The sequence below is a fragment of the Ensifer sp. EB106-05-01-XG146 genome (assembly GCF_058791875.1).
In genome coordinates, this window is record NZ_JBYTDX010000001.1 from 2,227,572 (window position 1) to 2,246,737 (window position 19,166).

A 19,166-nucleotide genomic window follows, 5' to 3' on the forward strand; every position below is an offset into this window, starting at 1 on the left:
CCCGCCTAGTTTCCGGTCGCTGCTTGAGGTGCCGCGGCCGGCGGAGTGCCTTCCGAGTTATTGAAGTAACGGAAGAATTCCGAATGCGGCGAAAGCACCAGCGTCGTGTCCGGGCTACCGATCGACTGCGTGTAAGCGGTCATGGAGCGATAGAACTCGAAGAACTTCGGATCGCGCGCAAAGGCGTCAGCAAAGGTCCTTGTGCGTTCGGCTTCGCCTTCACCGCGCAGGATTTCCGAATCGCGCTGGGCTTCGGCCACGATTTCGACGACCTGACGGTCGGCAATCGCGCGGCGGCGCTGGCCCTCTTCGTTACCGCGGGCGCGGATCAGTTCGGCTTCCGCCAGACGCTCGGCCTTCATGCGGTCGTAGGTCTGTTGCGAGACCTCCTGCGTCAGGTCGGTGCGACGGATACGGACGTCCTCGATGTTGAGGCCGAGCGACTCCGCGTCGGTTTTGAGGTCGGCGCGCACTTCGCGCATCATCGACGCACGCTCGTCCGAAAGAGCAGCCTCGAAGCCACGCAGACCGTAGACACGGCGCAGCGACGCGTCGAGACGGGTCCTGAGACGCGATTCCGCCGAGTCGCGATCGCCCGAGACCGTCTCGCGGAAGCGGCGGGGATCGGAGATCTTGTAGACGACGAAGGCATCAACTTCATAGAACTTGCCGCCCGAGACCTGGACACGGATGTTGTCGAGGTCGAAGCGCAGTGCCTGGTCTTCGACGTACTGGACGCGGTCGGCATCCATGAAGGCGAAGGGCAGCTTGAAGTAGAGGCCCGGCTGGCTCTTGACGTCCTTGATCTGACCGAAGCGAACGACGATCGCCTGCTGACGCTCGTTGACGACGAAGACCGAGGAATAGATGCCGACGAAGACGACGGCGAGCAGGATCAGGATAACGGAGGTACGATTATTGATCACTGGCCTGCTCCCGAAACTGCTGCGGCACCCGACGTCGTCGGACGACCGATTTCATTCAGCGGCAGATATGGCAGTACGCCCTGCCCGTTCTTCTCGTCGATGATGACCTTCTTCGACTTGCCGAGAACGCCCTGCATGGTTTCGAGATAGAGACGCTTGCGGGTAACGTCAGGCGCCTTGGAGTACTCGTCATAGACGGAGATGAAGCGCTGCGCCTCACCCTGTGCTTCCTTGACGACACGGTCCTTGTAGGCGGCCGCTTCTTCGCGGATCTGCGCACCCTGACCGCGTGCCTTACCGAGCACCTGGTTGGCATACTGGTTGGCTTCTTCGACGAAGCGATCCTCGTCCTGCTCGGCGCGCTGCACTTCGTCGAACGCATCGGCCACTTCGCGCGGCGGTGCGGCGTCCTCGATGGCGACCGTGTTGACGGAAACGCCGGTGCCGTAGGTGTCCATCGTTGCCTGGATCGTGCTCTTCACGTCCGCGGCGATCGCCTGACGGTTGTCACGGAAGATGTCCTGCGCCGGACGGCGACCAACGACTTCGCGCATCGCGCTTTCGGCCACCTGCTGCAGCGTGTCGGACGGGTTCTCGACGTTGAAGAGGTAAGCCTTCGGATCGGTGACCGAGTAAAGAACCGAGAACTGGACGTTGACGATGTTCTGGTCGCCGGTGAGCATCAGGCCGGAATTCGACTGGCCGCTCGAGCGCCCGCCGATGTTCTGCTGCTGCTCGGTGATCTTGACGAATTCGACGGTCTCGAATGGCCAGAAATGATAGTGCAGGCCAGGCATCGAGATCTCGTCCTTCGGCTTGCCGAAGCGCATCTCGACGCCGCGCTCGTCCGGCTGCACCGTGTAGATCGAATTGATCAGGACAAAACCGACGATCAGCAGGCCGATAATGGCGAAGACGCCACCATTGAAGCCGCCGGGAACGACGTTCTTGAGCTGGTCCTGGCCACGGCGAATGATCTCTTCCAGATCCGGCGGGCCGCCCTTGCCGCCACGCGGCCGGTTTGGCCCCTGGCCCCAGGGACCCCCCTGATTGCCGCCGCCACCGCCGCCGCCCCATGGGCCACCGCCGCCGCCATTCTGATTGCTCCAGGGCATCAAAACCTCTCTTTTGAATACTTCCCACGCTGAACGGCCGCGCCACCGCACGGTCGTTCATGATGTGAAACCGTTATAGGTATCACCCGCACCGCTTTCAACGCGATAGACCCGAGTTCACCGTAAATGGTTCAAAATAGTTGACGATCCGCCGCGTCAGGCTGTCGCACGCCGCTTAAAGGTGACGAAATGCATGGCGTGGCTGTCCTTTTCACCCTGCGGCAGGTCCTCTTCGAAGACCTTCTCGAAAATGCCGGGATCGATATCGGGGAAGCGCGTGTCGCCATCCACGGTCGCCTGCACCTCGGTCACATACAAGATATCGGCACGCGCGATCGACTGGCGGTAGATCTCGCCGCCACCGATCACGCAGATCTCGTCCACGCCCGCGGCCTCCGCCTCTCGGCCGGCAAGCGCTACCGCCGCATCGAGCGACGGGACGACGCTTGCCCCTTCCGCCACAAAATCCGCGTTGCGGGTGATGACGATGTTGGCGCGGCCGGGAAGCGGACGCCCGAGCGACGCCCAGGTCTTGCGCCCCATGATCACGGGCTTGCCGATCGTCAGCGCCTTGAAGCGCTTGAGATCGGTCGAAAGCCGCCAGGGCAGATCGCCGTCGCGGCCGATGACGCCGTTTGCGGCAACGGCGACGACGATCGATATCTTCGGGTGGGTGGTCTTCGTTTCAGTCATGGAACCCGTTCGGTTTGCTGTCGATTTCTCTGGCGCGGTCATAGGCTGCCCGGTCCGTCACCACGCGGATGTAGCGATCGACGACCGTGCTTTCCGGCAGGATCTTGCGCATCCACTGCAGCGCGCTTGCCAAGAGCAGATCGGCGGCACTCATCGTCTCGCCGAGCAGATAGGTCCGTCGGGTGAGCACGTCGATCACATGGGCGCACATTTCGCTGTAGAGCCGCGCCTGTGCCGGGTTGTTGATGGTGGCGCCGGAGATATGGGCAAGCGCCGTCGGCTCGATCACCCCCGCGTAATAGGCAAGCCAGGAGAGATAGGCGCCACGCTCCTTGTGGCCGGGCGGCCGGCCGAGGCTGCAATCGGGATAGAGGTCGGTGAGATACTGCACGACGGCGGCCGACTCCCAGATCACCGCGCCATTATGGATGAGCGCCGGCACCTGCTTGTGCGGATGCGGGTTGTTGTCGTCGGGCTCACCCGAGCCGTCCCAGCGGCGGATCGAGACGTAGCGGATCTCGTATTCCGCGCCCAGCTCCTCAAGCAGCCAGACGATGCGCGAGGATCGCGACAGCGGCGCATGAACGAGTGTGAGCATCGATACCTCCCTTGGACGACAGCCCTCCCCGGCCGCCCCTCACCTTGGATTGCCGGCCCCTGCGCGTGCGGGCGACGGAAGCTCCTGCCTCGCCCGAAGGGTGGCGCGGCATCGGCATCGAGAAGAATTCAGAAATGCGGACCGGCCACCCGCAGCATCAGGATATGTCAGACGGCGATCGGCGCCTTGATGGATGAATCGGCTTCGTAGCCGACGAGCGTAAAGTCTTCGAAACGGAAGGAAAAGAGATCTTTCACGTCTGGATTGATTTCCATCCGCGGCAGCGCCTTCGGCGTGCGGGTGAGCTGCAGCCGGGCCTGCTCGAAATGGTTGTGGTAGATGTGCGCGTCACCAAGCGTGTGCACGAAATCACCCGGCTTCAGGCCCGTCACCTGCGCCACCATCATCGTCAAGAGCGCATAGGAAGCGATGTTGAAGGGCACGCCGAGGAAGATGTCGGCCGAGCGCTGGTAGAGCTGGCAGGAGAGCTTGCCGTCGGAGACGTAGAACTGGAAAAGGCAATGGCAGGGCGGCAGCGCCATCTCGTCAACGAGCGCCGGGTTCCAGGCCGAGACGATGTGGCGGCGGGAATTCGGGTTGGTCTTCAGGCTCTCGACGAGGCCGGCAATCTGGTCGATATGGCGCCCGTCCGGCGCCGGCCAGGAGCGCCACTGGTAGCCATAGACCGGGCCGAGGTCGCCGTTCTCGTCTGCCCATTCGTCCCAGATGGTGACGCCGTTTTCCTTGAGATAGCGAATATTGGTGTCGCCCTTCAGGAACCACAGCAGTTCATGGATGATGGAGCGCAGGTGCAGCTTCTTGGTCGTCAGCACCGGGAAGCCCTCGGAGAGGTCGAAGCGCATCTGGTGGCCGAAGACCGAGCGCGTGCCCGTTCCCGTCCGGTCGCCGCGGTCGGATCCGTTGGTCATCACATGGTCGAGAAGGTCGAGATATTGCTGCATGATCTGGCGCCGCCGATTCGTACTTTCGCTAAATTTAGGACGAAGCCGGCGGCGAACCAATGACCACGGGACGATTATCCCGGATAATTCGGCGGGGAGCTACAAGGTCTGCAGCTTGCCGAGGTTCTTGGCCACCAGATAATAGAAGGTGACGCGCGATTTCGACCGGTCCGCCGACATCGCCTTGACGGTGGCGTCGATCGCGCTGTCCGCATCGGCGCCGCTGATGCCGAGCTTCTTCTCGCACCATTTCTCCTTGACCCGCTCGAGCTCTTTCGGATCCGACGCCGAAACGAGCGAGGAATCCCGGTTGCGAAGCGCAATGCCAAGGTGACGCACGATCTTGTTCACGATCGCTTCGTCGGCGCCGCTGTCGTATTTCTGCACATCTGCGAGGTAGTCCGTCATGAGGCCTCCAGCTTGCTTTGCTTTTCGAAACTGCGGCCGGAGATTGCCGGCCGCGTGGCAGCAGCGGGAGTTTTTCATGGATGTCGGTCAAGTCAAGGCGGTTCGGCACCGGGCAGTCCGGGAGAAAGTCATATATCCGACACATCCCCCTTTTCTTGGGGCCCGGAAAGACCTATATGAACTCTGCCGTCTTCGGGCGGCTATGGCAATAAACGGGCGATGAAATAAACCCATTGGACCCGGGGGCGGTACCCGGCGCCTCCACCAAAAACCGATCAGAATCGATCGGCTTTTGATGGGGGCGAAATAGGATCGACAAGGGCGTAAAGATCGACTTTTTGCTCGGCATTGTACCACCGTTATCGGGCTAAACTTATAGTTGCAAACGACAACTATGCTGAAGCACGTCTCGCTGCTTAATCGCGGTGCGACACTTCAAATCAAGTCCTTCCGGGTAGCACCGTAAGGCGGGGTCCGAAGGCACCTGGCAACAGAAGCCTTCACCTTCTCCCCCGCTTCGAAATGGTCTATAGATGCTTGAATAATTGACTCGTCTGCTTCAGACGGGCAATGAAAAGCTGACGGCTTGACCTCCAAGCCGGCAGCAGACAGTAGATTGAGTTCGAGGAAAGACGGGACGCTCATGGGCCAGGACCACATCCGCTACGACATTCTGGCACAGGACGCACTGCGCAGCGTCATCCGAAAGGTCCTGACGGAGGTTGCCACCACCGGTCACTTGCCGGGAGAGCATCACTTCTTCATCACCTTTCTGACCGGCGCGCCGGGCGTGCGCATCTCGCAGCACCTGAAAGCCAAGTATCCCGAACAGATGACCATCGTGGTCCAGCACCAGTTCTGGGAGCTGAAAGTCACCGAAATCGGCTTCGAAATCGGCCTCTCCTTCTCCGACACGCCCGAACGGCTGGTGATCCCGTTCAACGCCATCCGTGGCTTCTACGACCCGTCGGTCAATTTCGAACTGGAGTTCGACGTGGCGGCCGGCGAGGAAGAAGAACAGGAATCGGCGGAGATCACCGCCTATCCCGTTCCGGAAGACAATGCCGAGACCTCGGCCAAGGACGACAAGCCCACCGAGCCGAAGAATGGCGGCGGCTCCGTCGTCTCGCTCGATTCCTTTCGCAAGAAGAACTGATCCGAGGAGCCGCGGCTCATGACCGGAGACGTCGTCAATCTGCGCCAGTTCCGCAAGCGTCGCGAGCGCACGGAAAAGGACAAGCAGGCCGAGCAGAACCGCATCTCCTTCGGCCGCACCAAGGCCGAGAAATCCCTGACGAAAGCGCTGAACGACAAGGCGGAGACCCGCCTTGACCAGGGCCGCATCGAGCGCCCTGCCGAAGGCGACGTCGACAAGGACTGAGCCCGCAAAAGTGATTCCGGAGCAAGGACTTGCGGCAGCTTCCGGACTCGAAATGCCAATTCCTTGAATCAGTCTCTAAGGCCGGGCGATGATCCGTAAGCATTCCGCAACGCTCCACGGCCACCGCACCAGCTTCTCGCTCGAAGACGCCTTCTGGCAGGAACTGAAGACGATCGCCGAAACGCGGGCGGTGCCGCTTGCCCAGCTGATCGCCGAAATCGACGACCAGCGCACGCCTGACAGCAACCTCTCCTCGGCACTGCGCGTCCATGTGCTCGAATGGCTGAAATCGCAACGCTCGACGCTCTTGCCCGACGAGACCTGAGCTCCCGCCGTCGATGGCCAGCACGGCCAGAATTCGCGGCCAGAACTCGCCCAAGGCCTTTCACATCAAAGGGCTAGTCGCGAGACCTTGAGCCCTTGTTCTCACGCCGTTGCCGCACGAGCGCTGTACAGTGTCGGGCGACAGGCATTGGCGGATCCAAGGCAACTGTGTGGCCGATGCAACAGCGCGCGGCATTTGGCATGTCCCGCTTCGCCGTTTCGGGCCAAAACAGTTGTATTCGAATAAACTTATATAACAATACCCACATCGGGAGGCGGCGACTTTCCGCTGCCCTTGTGTTCGAGAGTCTGTAGTGCGCAATTCCAGACGGGCCCGTCTCTCGTTTCAGGGATTGTCTCAAGCGGGAGGCGTTTCATGAGTATCCCTACACGACTGGGCCTCACGGCCTGCCTTGGCCTGTTGTTCGCCCTGCCGACCCACGCGGCCGACATCACGCCGCTGATGGCGCCCGCGGCCCCCGTGGAAGAAACCGAGAGCGGCTGGCAATTCACCTTCGCGCCCTATTTCTGGATGGCGGGCCTCTCCGGCGACACAGCGCAATTCGGGCTCCCGACCGTTCACATCGACTCCAGCTTCAGCGACATCTGGAGCAATCTCGACTTCGCCGCCATGGCCACCGTCGAAGCGCGCAAGGACCGCTTCAGCGTCTTTGGTGACTTGATCTATACGAAGCTCTCCGGCGACGGCAAAGCGCGCGGCGTCTTCACCGATACGGTCGATGTGGAATCGGAGACCTTCGCCGGCCTCATCGGCGTCGGTTACACGGTGTTTGAGGATCAGAACTCGCATCTCGACGTGGTCGGCGGCGCCAGGATCTGGTCGGTCAACACCACCATATCCTTTCAGGGCGGCCCGCTCGACGGTATCAGCCGCGATGACCGCAAGACTTGGGTCGACGGCATGGTGGGCGTGCGCGGCAACTACTTCTTCACCCCGGAGATCTACCTGACCGGCTGGGGCCTGGTCGGCGCCGGCGGCGCCGACATCGACTGGGACGTCGGCCTTGGCCTCGGCTACCGTTTCAACGACACGATCTCGGCGATCGCCGGTTATCGTGCGCTGGGCGTCAACTACGACAATGACGGCTTCATCTTCGACGTGGTCCAGCAAGGTCCAATCCTCGGACTGTCCATCCGCTTCTGAAGGCAAGGCGCGCCTGGACACCGGCAAGCGATCACGCCGCCGGCCCAACGGCCGGAGGCAAGACGCGTCCGTCATTATCGCACCAGCCGGATCGCGCCGGGGTTGTTGATCGTGGTGTTGGCCAGCACCGCCTTGCAATCCAGCTTGAAGCTGCTGTTGCCGATCATGGTGATTTCCTGGGCGACGATGCGCACGCATTCACCGCCGGTCGATCCGTTGCCAGCATACTGGATCTCGCGCGACGCCGGCATGTAGATGATGCCGGCGAGCGACGAGGCGCTGTTGCCGTTGATGGTGGCGCTGGCCGTGTTGTTGCGCCCGGCGACGATCGAGAAGCCGGCCCAGTCGCCGGTCGTCGGCGCGCTGACCTGGAAGGTCGCCCCGCCGTGAATGTCGAGCTGGGCGCCGTTCAGGAGGAAGAAGGTTACCCCTTCGGCGCTCACCACCGACTGGCTGGTGAACTTCAGGCTACCGCCGTCGATGATGTAGTTGCCGGGTCTCAGAAGAACCTTGCCCTTGATTTCGAGATCGCCATAGGTGCCAGGCTTCAGCTCGACGCGGTAGGTGTCGGGCGCGTTGTTCGGCGTCTTGCCGGTGCCGTTGCAGTCGCCGTTGCCGCCACCGCCGCCGACGAAATTCTGCCCGCAGCCAGCAAGGCTCACCCAGCCTGCCGTGGTCGGCATCTTCTTCGACCGGAAGGGGTCGGCAATTGGCGTCACCTCCTCTACCGCCTTGCCACAGGCAAGCTGCAGGTTGGCGAGCGTCGCGGACACCTTGCCGGCGGCGTAGAGACACTCGGCCTTGAGCGTGGCCGAGCCGCTGAGGTAGATCGACTGCGCGTCGGTCGAGTTCGACGTGATCGTACAGCCGGATGTGTCGACGCTCGCCCCGCCGCTGACCTCGAAGGCCCGGCTCGCCGTCGGGTGCAGCGCCAGAATGCAGGCCTCTCTCCCGGGCATGCGCGCGGCAACACTTTCCCGGTCGATCGTATAGGGCTGCAGCCCGAAGAAGAGCGGATTGTATTTCAGCGCGTAGGCCGCGGTCGCCGTGGTCTCGACGCCGGCGGCGCCGAAGGCGATCTGCACCGGCGTGGCCGCCACCGCCACACCGCTCTCCGGGCCGAGCTGATCGACGATCTCCGGCTGGCCGAAATTCGCAAAGAAGACGTTGTTGGCGAGATCCCTGGCACTGGCCTCGGTCTCGCCCTCGCCGTAGGATTTGACCGCCGAGAAGGCAGCGGCATCGAGCGCCGTCTGCATCTTCGCGGCCTCGAGATTGATCCGCGCCAGGTTGATGGCGATCGACGCGGCACTCAACAACGGCACCGCTATCAGCGCGGTCAGAACGGTAAAGTTGCCGCGCTCGTCCGCAAAGATACGGGCGGCTCTCTTCCTCAAATTGTAGCGCATCTCTGATCGTTGCCCCCTCAGCAGACGGCGACGCGCCGCTCGGGTCAATCCGGAGCGATCGACGTCGTCCTTCCCATGCGCCGATTAAAGACGCGGCCCGCAAGCCGCACCCCCTGCCCCATCCAACGCAAATTGCTAATTTAGCGATCAATAGTGGAGGATGTGCTTCAGAATTCGTTAAAACTCTGCCGATCCCGTTCGCGCGCCACGATGCGCCGGAAACCAAGAGAATGCCGCCCGATAAAGGTACGTTCAAAATCTGAAGCCAGAGCATGTCGCGCAAAAGCGCGCAGCGGTCTTGGGATATCGACATGCGAAAAATCAAAAGCGCAGAGAGCGAAGCTGAAAGATCGCGACGCTCTTCAGGGGGCACAAGCCAAGGATGGGATCATGGCCGGATGCGAAATTGGAAGCGCATCTCCGGCCCCGAAAGCCAGGGAGCGTCGTGCTCCGGCATAGTCGCCGGCTACTGTACGGTAACGTCGGGCAGGACGTCGAAGTTGAGCCTCTGTCCGGGAGGGGTGCCGGTGGCACCGTCCGGTACGGTCTGGGGGGTCGGTCCCGTCTGCGGGATCGGCTGGCCCTGTCCGGCGCTGCGCGCTGCCTCTGCCGCCCGACGCGCGGCTTCCGCCTGTCGCTCCGCTTCGGCCTTGCGCTCGGCCTCTGCTCGCGCATCTGCTTCCGCCTTGAGGCGGGCGGCCTCGGCAGCGCCGGCTGCGCGCCGGCGTTCCTCGGCAACGGCGCGTTTGCGCTCCAGTTCTCTTGCCTCCGCCCGCGCCTTGTAAAGCGCAAGTTCGCGGCGCAGACGCTGCTTCTCCAGCACGTTCGCCTGCAGGATCTCGACCCGCCGGCGCTCGCGCTCGAAGGCGCGAAGCGACAGGAAGTTCGCGAGATCGGCAACGTTGAGATCGACGCCCGGTGCTTCCAGCAGGCCGGCATAGCCGATGCGCACACGCGGCTCGGCACCGGCAAGCGCCTCGTCACCCGGCCGGAAAGTCAGATCGATGCCGGCGTCGATCCGGCCCGCCGCAAGGTCCAGCGAAGCCTCGCCGGTCATCGCGGCATTGCCGTCGCCAGCCGTCACGTTCTGCGCCCGGAGCACCCCGCCGGCGATGCTGAAGGGTGCCTTGACGACGCCGACCAGCGATTGACCCGAGAAGATCGTCGCCTCCGCCGCACTTCTGATCGCGTCCGCCGAGATCTGCGTCTTCAGCGCATCGGCTGCCGCGATCAACTGCGGCAGAGCTGCGCTGTTGATGCCGGCGAGCGTCATGCCGTTGAAGGTCGTGGTACCCGAGCCGCTTGCCGAATGCGCCATCGCCTCGGGCGTTGCACCCGATGCCTCAAGTGCTACCGAAAGATCGAAAGTCCCGGTCGCGACCGGCGTGCCCGCATGGGCCCAGCCCGCCTGGGCAAGGTCGCCGCCCTTGACGTCCAGGCGCGAGCGCAGGAAGCCCGAGCCATTGGCATTGCCGATCTGCACCCGCCCGGCGAGCTTGCCGCCCAGCCAGTCGCCGGCCGCATCGGTCAGCGCGACCTCGTCGCCCTTCCATTCCATCTTGCCGGCAAAGCTCGTGACCGCGCCATAGACGCCCGGCCAGAATTTCTGCGCCTGCACGTCCAGCGCCACGTTGAGCCCGGTCCAGGCAGGCTGCGCCAGAGCCCCCTTCGAGAAGGCCCCGTTCGTATCCTCGATCGGTCCGAGGACGCCCTCGCCGAGCCAGGCGAGATCGAGCGCGTCGAGCGTCAGCTGTCCGCTGGCCGCCCCCGGTGTCTTGCGGTCGATCGTCAGATTGCCGGTAAAGCCGTTGTGGTCGGCCTTGCCCTCGACAGTGGTCAGCGCAATTGTTTCGGGCGTCGTCGCGATATCGGCAGAGACGGTCAGCGGCAGGCCGCTGCCCATCTGCGGCAAGGCCACGCCCTGGAGCAGAAGATAGGGCTCCAGGTCCTGGGTCTGCAGCGTCACCTTCGCCTGACCTTCGAGGAAATGATCGCGGGAAAGATCGACGCTGCCCTTGGCGGCGAGCGACGTCTTCTCGGTCGTAAAGGTCACCGTGCCGTTCGCCGTCGGTCCGTCGGTGCTTTGCAGCTTGACGGAGAGAATGCCGTTGGCATCCGCATCGAAGGGCAAGGGATCGAAACCCGTCTGGCCGAGCAGGAGCCGCGTCTCGGGATTTTCGAGCGTCGCTTCCAAAAGCATGGCCTTGCCGGTCAGCGCCTGCGCCATGTCGGGCGCCTGGTAGCTGGCGGCGATCTTGGTACCGTTCGCGGTCCCGAAGATGCCGAAGGTCGCGGGCGCGTTGCCTTCCTTGTTGCCGGCCGTCAGCGTCACGTCGAAGGCCGTGTCGCTGTAATAGGGACCGGCCTTGATCAACTGCCGGAGCGCTGGATGATTGACCGCGTGGCGGCCGATCATTTCCAGGAACGGCGTCAGGTTCTTGGCGGCAAGCTTCATCTTGGCCGAGACGACGGGCTTTTCGAGGTCGCCGCTGGCCCGGCCGGAAAAGGCGAGCTGTGCGCCGGCGAGCGAGCCGATCGCCACGCGTTCGGCCTGGAGCTGGCCGTTCTTCAGCGTCAGCACCGCCTGCACGTCCTGCGCTTGCTCGCCGAAGGCGGAAAACTCGTCAGCCGAAAGATCGGCGGCAATCGCGTGCTGCAGCAAGGTGTCGGTGGAAGCGTCGCCCGCCACCAGCCCGGTCAGCGCCTGCAAGGCTTCGAAGTCGATGCGATTACCCTTCAGCTGCAGCGAAAGGTTCGGCTGCTGGTCGGCGAAGGACTGTCGCTCCAGCCGCCCCTTGAGGCTCGCCTCGTCGGCCGCCACTTCGAGGTTCTCGAACTGCTGCAATGTATCGGTGAGGTTCACCTTGGCGGAAAAGCCGGCGGTCCTCAGCTTGCGGATCGCCGGATCGACCGAGCCCGCCAGCCAGTTGGCAAGGCCGGAAGGCTGGTTGGAGGCCAGCAGAAGGTCGCCGCGGAAAGTGCGCTGTCCCTTGAGGTTCAGCCGCCCCTTGGCTTCGAGCTGCGTGCGCCCCGGCAGCAGCGCCACGACATTGTCGATCACCCAGCCGGCGCCATCGGGCTGTACGTCGATCCGCACGTCGCGGACCGTCGTATCGCCGACGACGATCGCCGGCAGCTTCAGGCTGGCGCGGCCGGGCACCTGCGGGATGGGAATTTCGCCGGCGATCGCCAGCATGGCTTCGAGCCGCTGGCGCATCGAGATCGCCGGATCGCGGCCGGTCTTGTTGTTGCGGCTCGGGCCGATGCGGCTGACGTCGATCTGCTGGCCGTCGGCGATCAGCAGGAACTTCTGGTCCTTGCCGGTATCGAGCGTTGCCTCGCCGGTGACCACATAGGGATCATCCGACGGGCCGATTTCGAAGCGATATTCCGGGACGCGGATGCTCTCGTTGGTCAGCTGGAAGTTGCCGTTTATGCGCAGCGGCGCCCGCCCATCCGCATCCTTCGTCTCGGCGTGCGGGCGGTTCTCCGTCAGCGTGAAGCGGCCGCTATAGACCGGCCTGAAATCGACGATGCGCAGCGAACCGTCGGTCTCGACGCCGAAGGGACGCTTGTCGGGCGTTACCCGCGCCTTCAGGCTGAGCGTACCCGCCTCGTCCACTTCGTTGCTGGTAAAGGAGAAACTGCCGGCTTCGCCATCGAGCGCGGCGCGCCCCTCAACCTTCCAGGGCCCGGCGAGCGTGCGGGCCGAAATGTCTGCGGCAAGTCCGCTCACGCGGCGGGTGCGGCCGGTCTGCTCGTCGACGAATTCGACCTGGCCATTGGTGATCTCGACGTTTTCAAGCACGACGGTCTTGGCCGGGATCGAGGCCCGGCGGCCCCTCGCCCAGTCGAGCGTACCGTCGGGCAACAGGCGCACCTTGGCCCGCGGACGATCGAGCTTCATGTCGAAGATCAATGCCTCGCCGCTCAGGAACGGCGCAAGCTCGGCGCTCATCGAGAACTGCGCCACCTGGATCAGCGGGTCGCCGTCCTCGGCGGCGCCGACGCGCACGTCGTTGAGCGTCACGGTTGGGAATGGGATCAGCCGCGCATCGACGCTGCCATGCACGACGACGGGCTTGCCCATGATGCGGCTTGCCTCGCGCTCGAACTCCTTGCGGAAACCCGTCCAGTCGATGAACCACGGGGCGATCAGCGCCGCAAAGAGCGCAACGACCACAAGTCCGCCGACGGCAAGAAGAATTCGCGAAAGCACCGTGCCTATATTCCCATTCCGTTCATCGGCGCATCCGCGCCGCAAATCGATTTAAGCGCCAGAAACCGGCGCCCGGCTGCAGCGCCGTTGATGGCGCCGTAGCATCTTTGATTTGCCGCATAATTCCCGAGGGGTCGATTCCGACTTTGAGAATTATGCAGTATCACACTTTGTCGCCGGCGCATTGTCCCAAAAAACGGCCCGCCGCGCGTATCTCTCCTCAAGCGAAAATCTTGCCCGGGTTGAAGATATTGTCCGGATCAAGCGAGTGCTTGATCTGGCGCATCAGATCGAGCGCGTCGCCGAGTTCGGCCTCAAGGAACGGCATCTTGCCCTGGCCGATGCCGTGCTCGCCGGTGCAGGTGCCGTCCATGGCGAGCGCCCGCGCGTTCAGCCGCTCGACAAAGGCCTCGGCCCGCGCCACGTCCGCCGGATCCTTGTCGTCAAACAGCAAGCCGACATGAAAGTTTCCGTCGCCGGCATGGCCGACGATCGGCGCCGTCAGCCCGTGGGCGGCGCTATCTTCCTGCGTTGCCGCCACGCATTCCGCCAGCCGCGAGATCGGCACGCAGACATCGGTCGACAGGATCGCCGCGCCCGGGATCAGGCTTTTTTGCGCCCAATAGGCATTGTGCCGCGCCTTCCAGAGCCGCGCCCGCTCCTCCGGATTGGTGGTCCAGAGGAAGTCGCTGGCCCCGAACTCCGAAGCGATCTCGCCAAACTGGCGCGCCTGTAATTCGACACTCTCGGGGCTGCCGTGGAATTCGACGAAGAGCGTCGGCGTCTCCTGATAGGAAAGGCCGGAATAGCCGTTGCAGGCCTTCATCTGCAGCGCATCGAGCAGTTCGATGCGCGCGACCGGAATGCCCGACTGGATGGTGAGGATCACCGCGTTGCAGGCGTCCTCGATCGTCGGGAACGGGCAGACGCCGCCGGAAATGACCTCCGGAATACCCTGCAGCCTGAGCGTAATCGAGGTGATGATGCCGAGCGTGCCTTCGGCCCCGACGAAAAGCCGCGTCAGGTCGTAGCCGGCAGACGACTTGCGCGCCCGATGCGCCGTGCGGATCTCGCGCCCGTCAGCGGTCACCACCGTCAGCGCCAGCACATTGTCTTTCATCGTGCCGTAGCGCACCGCATTGGTGCCCGACGCCCGCGTCGAGGCCATGCCGCCGATCGAGGCGTTGGCGCCGGGATCGATCGGGAAGAACAGGCCGGTGTCGCGCAGGTAGGTGTTGAGCTCCTCGCGGGTGATGCCCGGCTCGACGCGGCAGTCGAGGTCCTCGGCATTGACCTCGAGCACCTTGTTCATACGCGAGAGATCGACCGAGATGCCGCCATGGGGCGCGTTGATATGACCTTCGAGCGAAGAGCCGGTGCCGAACGGGATCAGAGGCACCTTGTGTCGAGCGGCGATCTGGACGATCTCGCGCACGTCCCCGGCGCTTTCGGCAAACAGCACGCCGTCGGGAAGCTGTGCCGGAATATAGGTGGTGGTGTGGGCATGCTGGGCGCGGATCGCCTCGCCCGTCTGGAACCGGTCGCCGAAGCGGGCGGAAAGGTCCGCCTTCGCCGCCGCAATCCCCGCCTCGTTTCTCGCGCCAGCCCTGATCGCCTTCAATGCCACGGAAAACGCCCTTCCTCTTGCATTCGCCACGCCGCCTTTTCGATGTTCGGGAAGCGCAGTCATTTCAAGGCGCTACTGTGCAAATCGGAATCACTTTGTCCAGACGCTCGCGCACTTCCCGGTCACAGTAGCGCAGGAAAACGCCTGACGTGAGACCGGAGTGTCACAAGACTGTATGACAGCGTGGAAAACACCAACGCTGAAAAGCCGACACGATATGTCCCCGTTTGCCGAAATGTCATCTCCACACCGCGCCGCGCGGTGATCCGCTCGGGAAGTCCTTGCGTATAAAGGCCGAGCGGAAGGACGTGTGACGTGCTTGGAGAGATCGGCAGAAAGCGACCGATGATGCGGTTGCCGCACTTGAGGGGCAGCATCGCGTCGGCATCGTCAGATTGCATGATTGAGCTGTTCTGCAGTTATGAACTCGCGGTCAACATGCGGGACGCACTCGTGTTGGGCGGCGGCCGCCCGGATCTCGCTGACGAGTACCGGCAGATCTGCCTCGAACTCGAAGAAGAGGTGGAGGTCGTGCTCTGCGCGACGGCGCTGGCCGTGCGGCGTGACGGCACATAGGGCGGGCGGGCCCGTAGACAGAGGGCCTTGCAAACGGGCAAGCCGCGTCGCACCACATTTGCTGCTGGCAAAAGTCACGCCTCAGACCGACCGAACTCCGGTACTGCTACGTATGAGAGCGAAACGGCAGAAAACACCTGCCGTTTCGTGAGCCTTGGATTATGATGGAGGCGTGAAGGAAGGAGAGGCAAATGCTGGGTCTAACCGCTTTGCTCACCGCGTCGGTTTTCTTCGGCGCCGCCATCTACATCACCTGGGCAGAACAGCCCGCACGGCTGCATCTCGATGATCGCGCCGCACTCGTGCAGTGGGTGCCGTCCTATCGGCGCGGCTTCGAGATGCAGGCGACGCTCGCGCTCGTCTCGGGCCTGTTCGGCGCCGGTGCCTGGGGACAGACCGGCCATGTGCTGTGGGGGCTGGGGGCCGCGATCATCATCCTGAACTGGCCCTATACGCTGCTCTTCGTGATGCCGGTCAATCGCCAGCTGGAGGCAGTCCGGCCGGACGACGCCGGCCCGGAAAGCCGAGATCTCCTCGGTCTCTGGGGCAGGCTTCACGCGGGGCGCAGCGCGCTCGGCGGGCTGGCGGCAGCGATCTTTCTCGTTGCCGCCGGGCTCGAATAATAAGCCGTCGCGCGACGGCCGTTCCGCCTAGCGCACCTCCAGCGCTGCCGCCGCATCCATTTCCTCGTGCAGCTTGCGCTCCTCGTCCGCATGCGGCTTGGTGAAGCGTGCGATCACCAGATAGGCGACCGGCGTCAGGTAGAGGGTGACGATCACCGCAAGACCGAGACCGCCGACGAGCACCCAGCCCAGCGCGATGCGCGCCTCGGCGCCCGCGCCGCTGGCAAGCACCAGCGGCACCGCGCCGACGATGGTGGCGATCATCGTCATCATGACAGGGCGCAGGCGGATGTTGGCGGCATTCTCGATCGCCGAGCGCACGTCCTGGCCGCGGTCGCGCAGCTGGTTGGCGAATTCGACGATGAGGATGCCGTTCTTCGCCATGATACCGACAAGCATCACGAGGCCGATCTGGCTGTAGATGTTCAGCGTGTTGCCGGTCATGATCATCGCAAAGACCGCGCAGGCAAGCCCCAGCGGCACCGTCGACATGATGATCAGGCCGCTGACGAAGCTTTCGAACTGGGCCGCCAGCACCAGGAAGATGATGACGAGCGCGAAGCCGAAGGTGACGAAGAGGCCGTTGGCGTTTTCGTTGAGCGTTGCGGCTTCGGCAAGCGGCATGATCCGTGAGCCCGGCGGCAGAAGCGGCTCTGCCATCTGCTCGACCATGGTCAGTGCCTCGCCGAGCGCCAGATCGGACTTGAGGCCGGCCGAAAGCGAAACGGCGCGAAGCTGCGATTCCCGCGACAGCTGCGGCGCCACCGCCATCTCCTCGACGCTGGCGATCGTCGACATCGGCACGATCTTGCCGTCACCGGCCTTGAGGAAAATGTTCTGCAGATCGGTCGGGTCGTTGACCGGGTTGGTCGAGGACAGAAGCTTCACCGGATAGGATTCGCCGTCGACATAGACGTCGACGACGCTGTTGCCGTCGAGCATGGCCTGCAGCGCCCAGGCAAGGCCGCCGATATCGACACCCATGTCGGAGGCGCGCTCGCGGTCGATGGTGATCGAAAGCTGCGCCTGGTTGGCCTCGTAGTTGAGGCGGACGTTTTCGAAGCGGCCGGTGTCTTCCATCTGGCGCACCAGCTTTGCCGCGGCATCACCGAGCTTGTTGTAGTCGTTGCCGACGAGCGCCACCTGCAGGCCGCTGCCGGCGCCGCGAATGCCGAGACTGTTCGGTTGCATGGCAAAGACGCGAACCGAGGGGATGCGCCCGGTCACCTTGTTGATGTCGGTGACGATCTCCTGCTGGGTGCGGTCACGCTTGTCCCAGGGAGCGAGCGTCAGCACCATGAAGCCGCTGTTGACCGAACCGCCCTGCCCGGAGATCGAGAAGATGTTGTCGATCTCGCCGGATTTCACCAACGGCTGCAAACCGTCCTCGATGCGGCGCATCTGGGCCTGGGCGTATTCGAGCGAAACGCCCTGCGGCGCGTTGATGCGCATCATGATCTGCGAGCGGTCTTCCGTCGGCGTCAGCTCCGATTTCAGCGTCAGGAAGCCGGCAGCCCCCATGGCGGTGAAGAAGCCCGCGACGACGAAGACGATCAGCGGCGAGTTGAGGCAGGCGCGCAGCGTCACCCGGTAGAACCCGGCCGCCCGCGCACCGAACCGCGCCATCGGCCCCGGCACCGTATGCGTATCCTTCGTCAGCATGCGCGAGGCGAGCATCGGGCAAAGCGTCAGCGACACGAAGGAGGACAGGAGGATCGCGAAGGCAAGCACGAAGCCGAACTCGCGGAAGAGACCGCCGGTCTGGCCCGGAAGGAACGAGAGCGGCACAAAGACGGCGGCAAGCGTCGCGGTCGTCGCCAGCACCGCGAAGAACACTTCGAGCGTGCCGTGAACGGCCGCCGCGCGTGGTCCAAGCCCCTCGGCGCGCCTTCGCACGATGTTTTCGAGCACCACGATGGCGTCGTCGACGACAAGCCCGGTCGCAAGCACGATCGCGAGCAGCGTCAGGATGTTGATCGAGAAGCCCGCGAGATAGATCGCCGCCACCGTGCCGATCAGCGCGATCGGCATCGAGATCGTCGGGATCAGCGTCGCCCGCCAGTCGAGCAGGAACATGTAGATGACCAGCGTCACAATGAAGACCGCGACGATCAGCGCGATTTCCACCTCGTGGATAGCGCCGTTGATGAAGACGGCGTCATCGCTGGTAATGCGGAGCTGCGTGCCCTCGGGCAGGATCTGCGTCTGGATCGTCTCGACGACCTTGCGCACGCCCTCGGAGATATCGACGGTGTTGGACTGCGCCTGGCGCACGATGCCAAGGCCGATGCCCTGGCGGCCGTTGGAGCGCAGCGCCGTCGTGCCGGTGTCGGGACCGAGCGTGACGGTCGCCACGTCGCGCAGGCGCACATTGTTGACGAGGATCAGGTTTTCGAACTGCTCCGGCGTCTGCAGGTCGGCCGTGGCGCGCACCGAAATGTCCTGGCTGGCGCTCGTCAGCTTGCCGGCCGGCACGTCGTAGGAGGCGTTGGCAAGCGCGGTCCTGAGGTTGGCGACCGTTACCCCGCGCCCGGCGAGCTTCGCCTGGTCGAGGTCGATGCGGAAGATCTTCTCCTGGTCGCCATAGACGGCAACGTCGGCCACGCCTTCAACGGCGGCGAGCCGGTCGCTGATCTCGTTTTCGACGAGCAGCGTCATGTCTTCCATCGACATCGTATCGGAGGTCAGCGCCAGCCGCATGATCGGCTGGCTGTCGGCATCGGCTTTCACGATGCTCGGCTCGTCGACATTGTCGGGAAGCTGGTTGCGCACCCGGCCGAGCGCGTCGCGAATGTCGTTGGAAGCCTGGCCGATATCGGTCGTGTCGGAGAACTGCAGCGTCACGCGGCTGCGGCCGAAGGACGAGGTCGAGGAAATGTCGCGGATGCCCTGCACGCGCGAGACCGCCCCTTCGACGACCGACGTTACTTCGCGGTCCATCGTCTCGGGTGCGGCACCATCGAGCGTCGTCGTCACCGAGATGACCGGCTGGTCGACCTGCGGCAGTTCGCGGATCTCGATGCCGTTCCAGGCCGCAAGGCCGGCAACGACGATCAGCGTGTTGACCACCAGCGCGAAAATCGGCCGGCGGATGAAGAGTGCCGTAAAGCCGGTCTTGCCGCGTTCGCGGGCCGACATCT

16 protein-coding genes and 1 other RNA gene are annotated in these 19,166 nt (G+C 63.7%); 7 read left to right on the forward strand and 10 right to left on the reverse strand.

Going from position 1 to position 19,166, the window contains the following annotated elements:
- Positions 1 to 5: 5 nt before the first annotated feature.
- The 6 genes from hflC to AC3WVQ_RS11160 all read right to left on the reverse strand — a co-directional run bounded on the left by hflC (position 6) and on the right by AC3WVQ_RS11160 (position 4,702).
- Positions 6 to 926 (reverse strand): protease modulator HflC, encoded by a 921-nt coding sequence (hflC, locus tag AC3WVQ_RS11135; protein WP_060515963.1) that lies wholly within the window; start codon positions 924 to 926, stop codon positions 6 to 8.
- Complete coding sequence (gene hflK, locus AC3WVQ_RS11140; protein WP_034792611.1) at positions 923 to 2,041, reverse strand: FtsH protease activity modulator HflK; 1,119 nt, start codon at positions 2,039 to 2,041, stop codon at positions 923 to 925. Before hflK ends, hflC begins: the two co-directional genes overlap by 4 nt.
- A 156-nt stretch (positions 2,042 to 2,197) precedes the next feature.
- Entirely contained in the window at positions 2,198 to 2,734 is a 537-nt protein-coding gene (locus tag AC3WVQ_RS11145; RefSeq protein ID WP_492382723.1) for a dihydrofolate reductase, read from the reverse strand.
- A complete protein-coding gene (locus tag AC3WVQ_RS11150; protein ID WP_060515961.1) occupies positions 2,727 to 3,332 on the reverse strand; it encodes a glutathione S-transferase in 606 nt (201 codons plus the stop codon). Before AC3WVQ_RS11150 ends, AC3WVQ_RS11145 begins: the two co-directional genes overlap by 8 nt.
- A gap of 167 nt (positions 3,333 to 3,499) precedes the next feature.
- Entirely contained in the window at positions 3,500 to 4,294 is a 795-nt protein-coding gene (locus AC3WVQ_RS11155) for a thymidylate synthase (RefSeq protein ID WP_060515960.1), read from the reverse strand.
- Between the two features lie 99 nt (positions 4,295 to 4,393).
- A complete protein-coding gene (locus AC3WVQ_RS11160; RefSeq protein ID WP_034792600.1) occupies positions 4,394 to 4,702 on the reverse strand; it encodes a DUF2853 family protein in 309 nt (102 codons plus the stop codon).
- 146 nt (positions 4,703 to 4,848) lie between these two features.
- On the opposite strand from AC3WVQ_RS11160, the gene ssrA reads away from it, so the two are divergent.
- The 5 genes from ssrA (at position 4,849) to AC3WVQ_RS11185 (ending at position 7,572) form a co-directional block, all read left to right on the forward strand.
- Positions 4,849 to 5,207, forward strand: a transfer-messenger RNA (tmRNA) gene (gene ssrA, locus AC3WVQ_RS11165).
- 138 nt (positions 5,208 to 5,345) lie between these two features.
- Positions 5,346 to 5,858, forward strand: a complete 513-nt coding sequence (locus AC3WVQ_RS11170; RefSeq protein ID WP_090294299.1) for an SspB family protein — start codon at positions 5,346 to 5,348, stop codon at positions 5,856 to 5,858.
- 18 nt (positions 5,859 to 5,876) lie between these two features.
- Entirely contained in the window at positions 5,877 to 6,083 is a 207-nt protein-coding gene (locus tag AC3WVQ_RS11175; RefSeq protein ID WP_034792596.1) for a DUF4169 family protein, read from the forward strand.
- A gap of 88 nt (positions 6,084 to 6,171) precedes the next feature.
- Positions 6,172 to 6,408, forward strand: a complete 237-nt coding sequence (locus tag AC3WVQ_RS11180; RefSeq protein WP_034792594.1) for a ribbon-helix-helix domain-containing protein — start codon at positions 6,172 to 6,174, stop codon at positions 6,406 to 6,408.
- A 375-nt stretch (positions 6,409 to 6,783) separates the two neighbouring features.
- Positions 6,784 to 7,572 (forward strand): hypothetical protein, encoded by a 789-nt coding sequence (locus AC3WVQ_RS11185; protein WP_034792592.1) that lies wholly within the window; start codon positions 6,784 to 6,786, stop codon positions 7,570 to 7,572.
- Positions 7,573 to 7,646: 74 nt separating this feature from the next.
- Here AC3WVQ_RS11185 and AC3WVQ_RS11190 read toward each other — a convergent pair whose 3' ends face one another.
- From AC3WVQ_RS11190 to AC3WVQ_RS11200, 3 genes are all read right to left on the reverse strand, one after another.
- Positions 7,647 to 8,981 carry a TadE/TadG family type IV pilus assembly protein gene (locus tag AC3WVQ_RS11190; protein ID WP_060515958.1) on the reverse strand — a complete coding sequence of 445 codons (1,335 nt, stop codon included), beginning with the start codon at positions 8,979 to 8,981 and terminating at the stop codon, positions 7,647 to 7,649.
- Positions 8,982 to 9,447: 466 nt separating this feature from the next.
- Complete coding sequence (locus tag AC3WVQ_RS11195) at positions 9,448 to 13,164, reverse strand: AsmA family protein (RefSeq protein WP_492382924.1); 3,717 nt, start codon at positions 13,162 to 13,164, stop codon at positions 9,448 to 9,450.
- Positions 13,165 to 13,420: 256 nt separating this feature from the next.
- On the reverse strand, positions 13,421 to 14,827 hold the full coding sequence (locus AC3WVQ_RS11200) for an FAD-binding oxidoreductase (RefSeq protein ID WP_162731974.1): 1,407 nt from the start codon (positions 14,825 to 14,827) through the stop codon (positions 13,421 to 13,423).
- Positions 14,828 to 15,142: 315 nt separating this feature from the next.
- On the opposite strand from AC3WVQ_RS11200, the gene AC3WVQ_RS11205 reads away from it, so the two are divergent.
- Together AC3WVQ_RS11205 and AC3WVQ_RS11210 are read left to right on the forward strand one after the other, a co-directional pair.
- The gene (locus tag AC3WVQ_RS11205) at positions 15,143 to 15,403 is read left to right on the forward strand and encodes a hypothetical protein (RefSeq protein ID WP_492382724.1); all 261 of its coding nucleotides are present in this window, start codon (positions 15,143 to 15,145) and stop codon (positions 15,401 to 15,403) included.
- 191 nt (positions 15,404 to 15,594) lie between these two features.
- Positions 15,595 to 16,026 carry an anthrone oxygenase family protein gene (locus AC3WVQ_RS11210; protein ID WP_034792578.1) on the forward strand — a complete coding sequence of 144 codons (432 nt, stop codon included), beginning with the start codon at positions 15,595 to 15,597 and terminating at the stop codon, positions 16,024 to 16,026.
- A gap of 27 nt (positions 16,027 to 16,053) precedes the next feature.
- On the opposite strand, the gene AC3WVQ_RS11215 is transcribed toward AC3WVQ_RS11210, so the two are convergent.
- On the reverse strand, positions 16,054 to 19,164 hold the full coding sequence (locus AC3WVQ_RS11215) for an efflux RND transporter permease subunit (RefSeq protein WP_060516170.1): 3,111 nt from the start codon (positions 19,162 to 19,164) through the stop codon (positions 16,054 to 16,056).
- Positions 19,165 to 19,166 lie beyond the last annotated feature (2 nt).

What these genes read in the sequence shown, in the direction of transcription:
- hflK (WP_034792611.1), bottom strand. Translation starts at nt 2,041, where the DNA reads ATGCCCTGGAGCAATCAGAATGGCGGCGGCGGTGGCCCATGGGGCGGC.
- AC3WVQ_RS11145 (WP_492382723.1), bottom strand. Translation starts at nt 2,734, where the DNA reads ATGACTGAAACGAAGACCACCCACCCGAAGATATCGATCGTCGTCGCC.
- AC3WVQ_RS11150 (WP_060515961.1), bottom strand. Translation starts at nt 3,332, where the DNA reads ATGCTCACACTCGTTCATGCGCCGCTGTCGCGATCCTCGCGCATCGTC.
- AC3WVQ_RS11155 (WP_060515960.1), bottom strand. Translation starts at nt 4,294, where the DNA reads ATGCAGCAATATCTCGACCTTCTCGACCATGTGATGACCAACGGATCC.
- AC3WVQ_RS11160 (WP_034792600.1), bottom strand. Translation starts at nt 4,702, where the DNA reads ATGACGGACTACCTCGCAGATGTGCAGAAATACGACAGCGGCGCCGAC.
- AC3WVQ_RS11170 (WP_090294299.1), top strand. Translation starts at nt 5,346, where the DNA reads ATGGGCCAGGACCACATCCGCTACGACATTCTGGCACAGGACGCACTG.
- AC3WVQ_RS11175 (WP_034792596.1), top strand. Translation starts at nt 5,877, where the DNA reads ATGACCGGAGACGTCGTCAATCTGCGCCAGTTCCGCAAGCGTCGCGAG.
- AC3WVQ_RS11180 (WP_034792594.1), top strand. Translation starts at nt 6,172, where the DNA reads ATGATCCGTAAGCATTCCGCAACGCTCCACGGCCACCGCACCAGCTTC.
- AC3WVQ_RS11185 (WP_034792592.1), top strand. Translation starts at nt 6,784, where the DNA reads ATGAGTATCCCTACACGACTGGGCCTCACGGCCTGCCTTGGCCTGTTG.
- AC3WVQ_RS11190 (WP_060515958.1), bottom strand. Translation starts at nt 8,981, where the DNA reads ATGCGCTACAATTTGAGGAAGAGAGCCGCCCGTATCTTTGCGGACGAG.
- AC3WVQ_RS11210 (WP_034792578.1), top strand. Translation starts at nt 15,595, where the DNA reads ATGCTGGGTCTAACCGCTTTGCTCACCGCGTCGGTTTTCTTCGGCGCC.
- AC3WVQ_RS11215 (WP_060516170.1), bottom strand. Translation starts at nt 19,164, where the DNA reads ATGTCGGCCCGCGAACGCGGCAAGACCGGCTTTACGGCACTCTTCATC.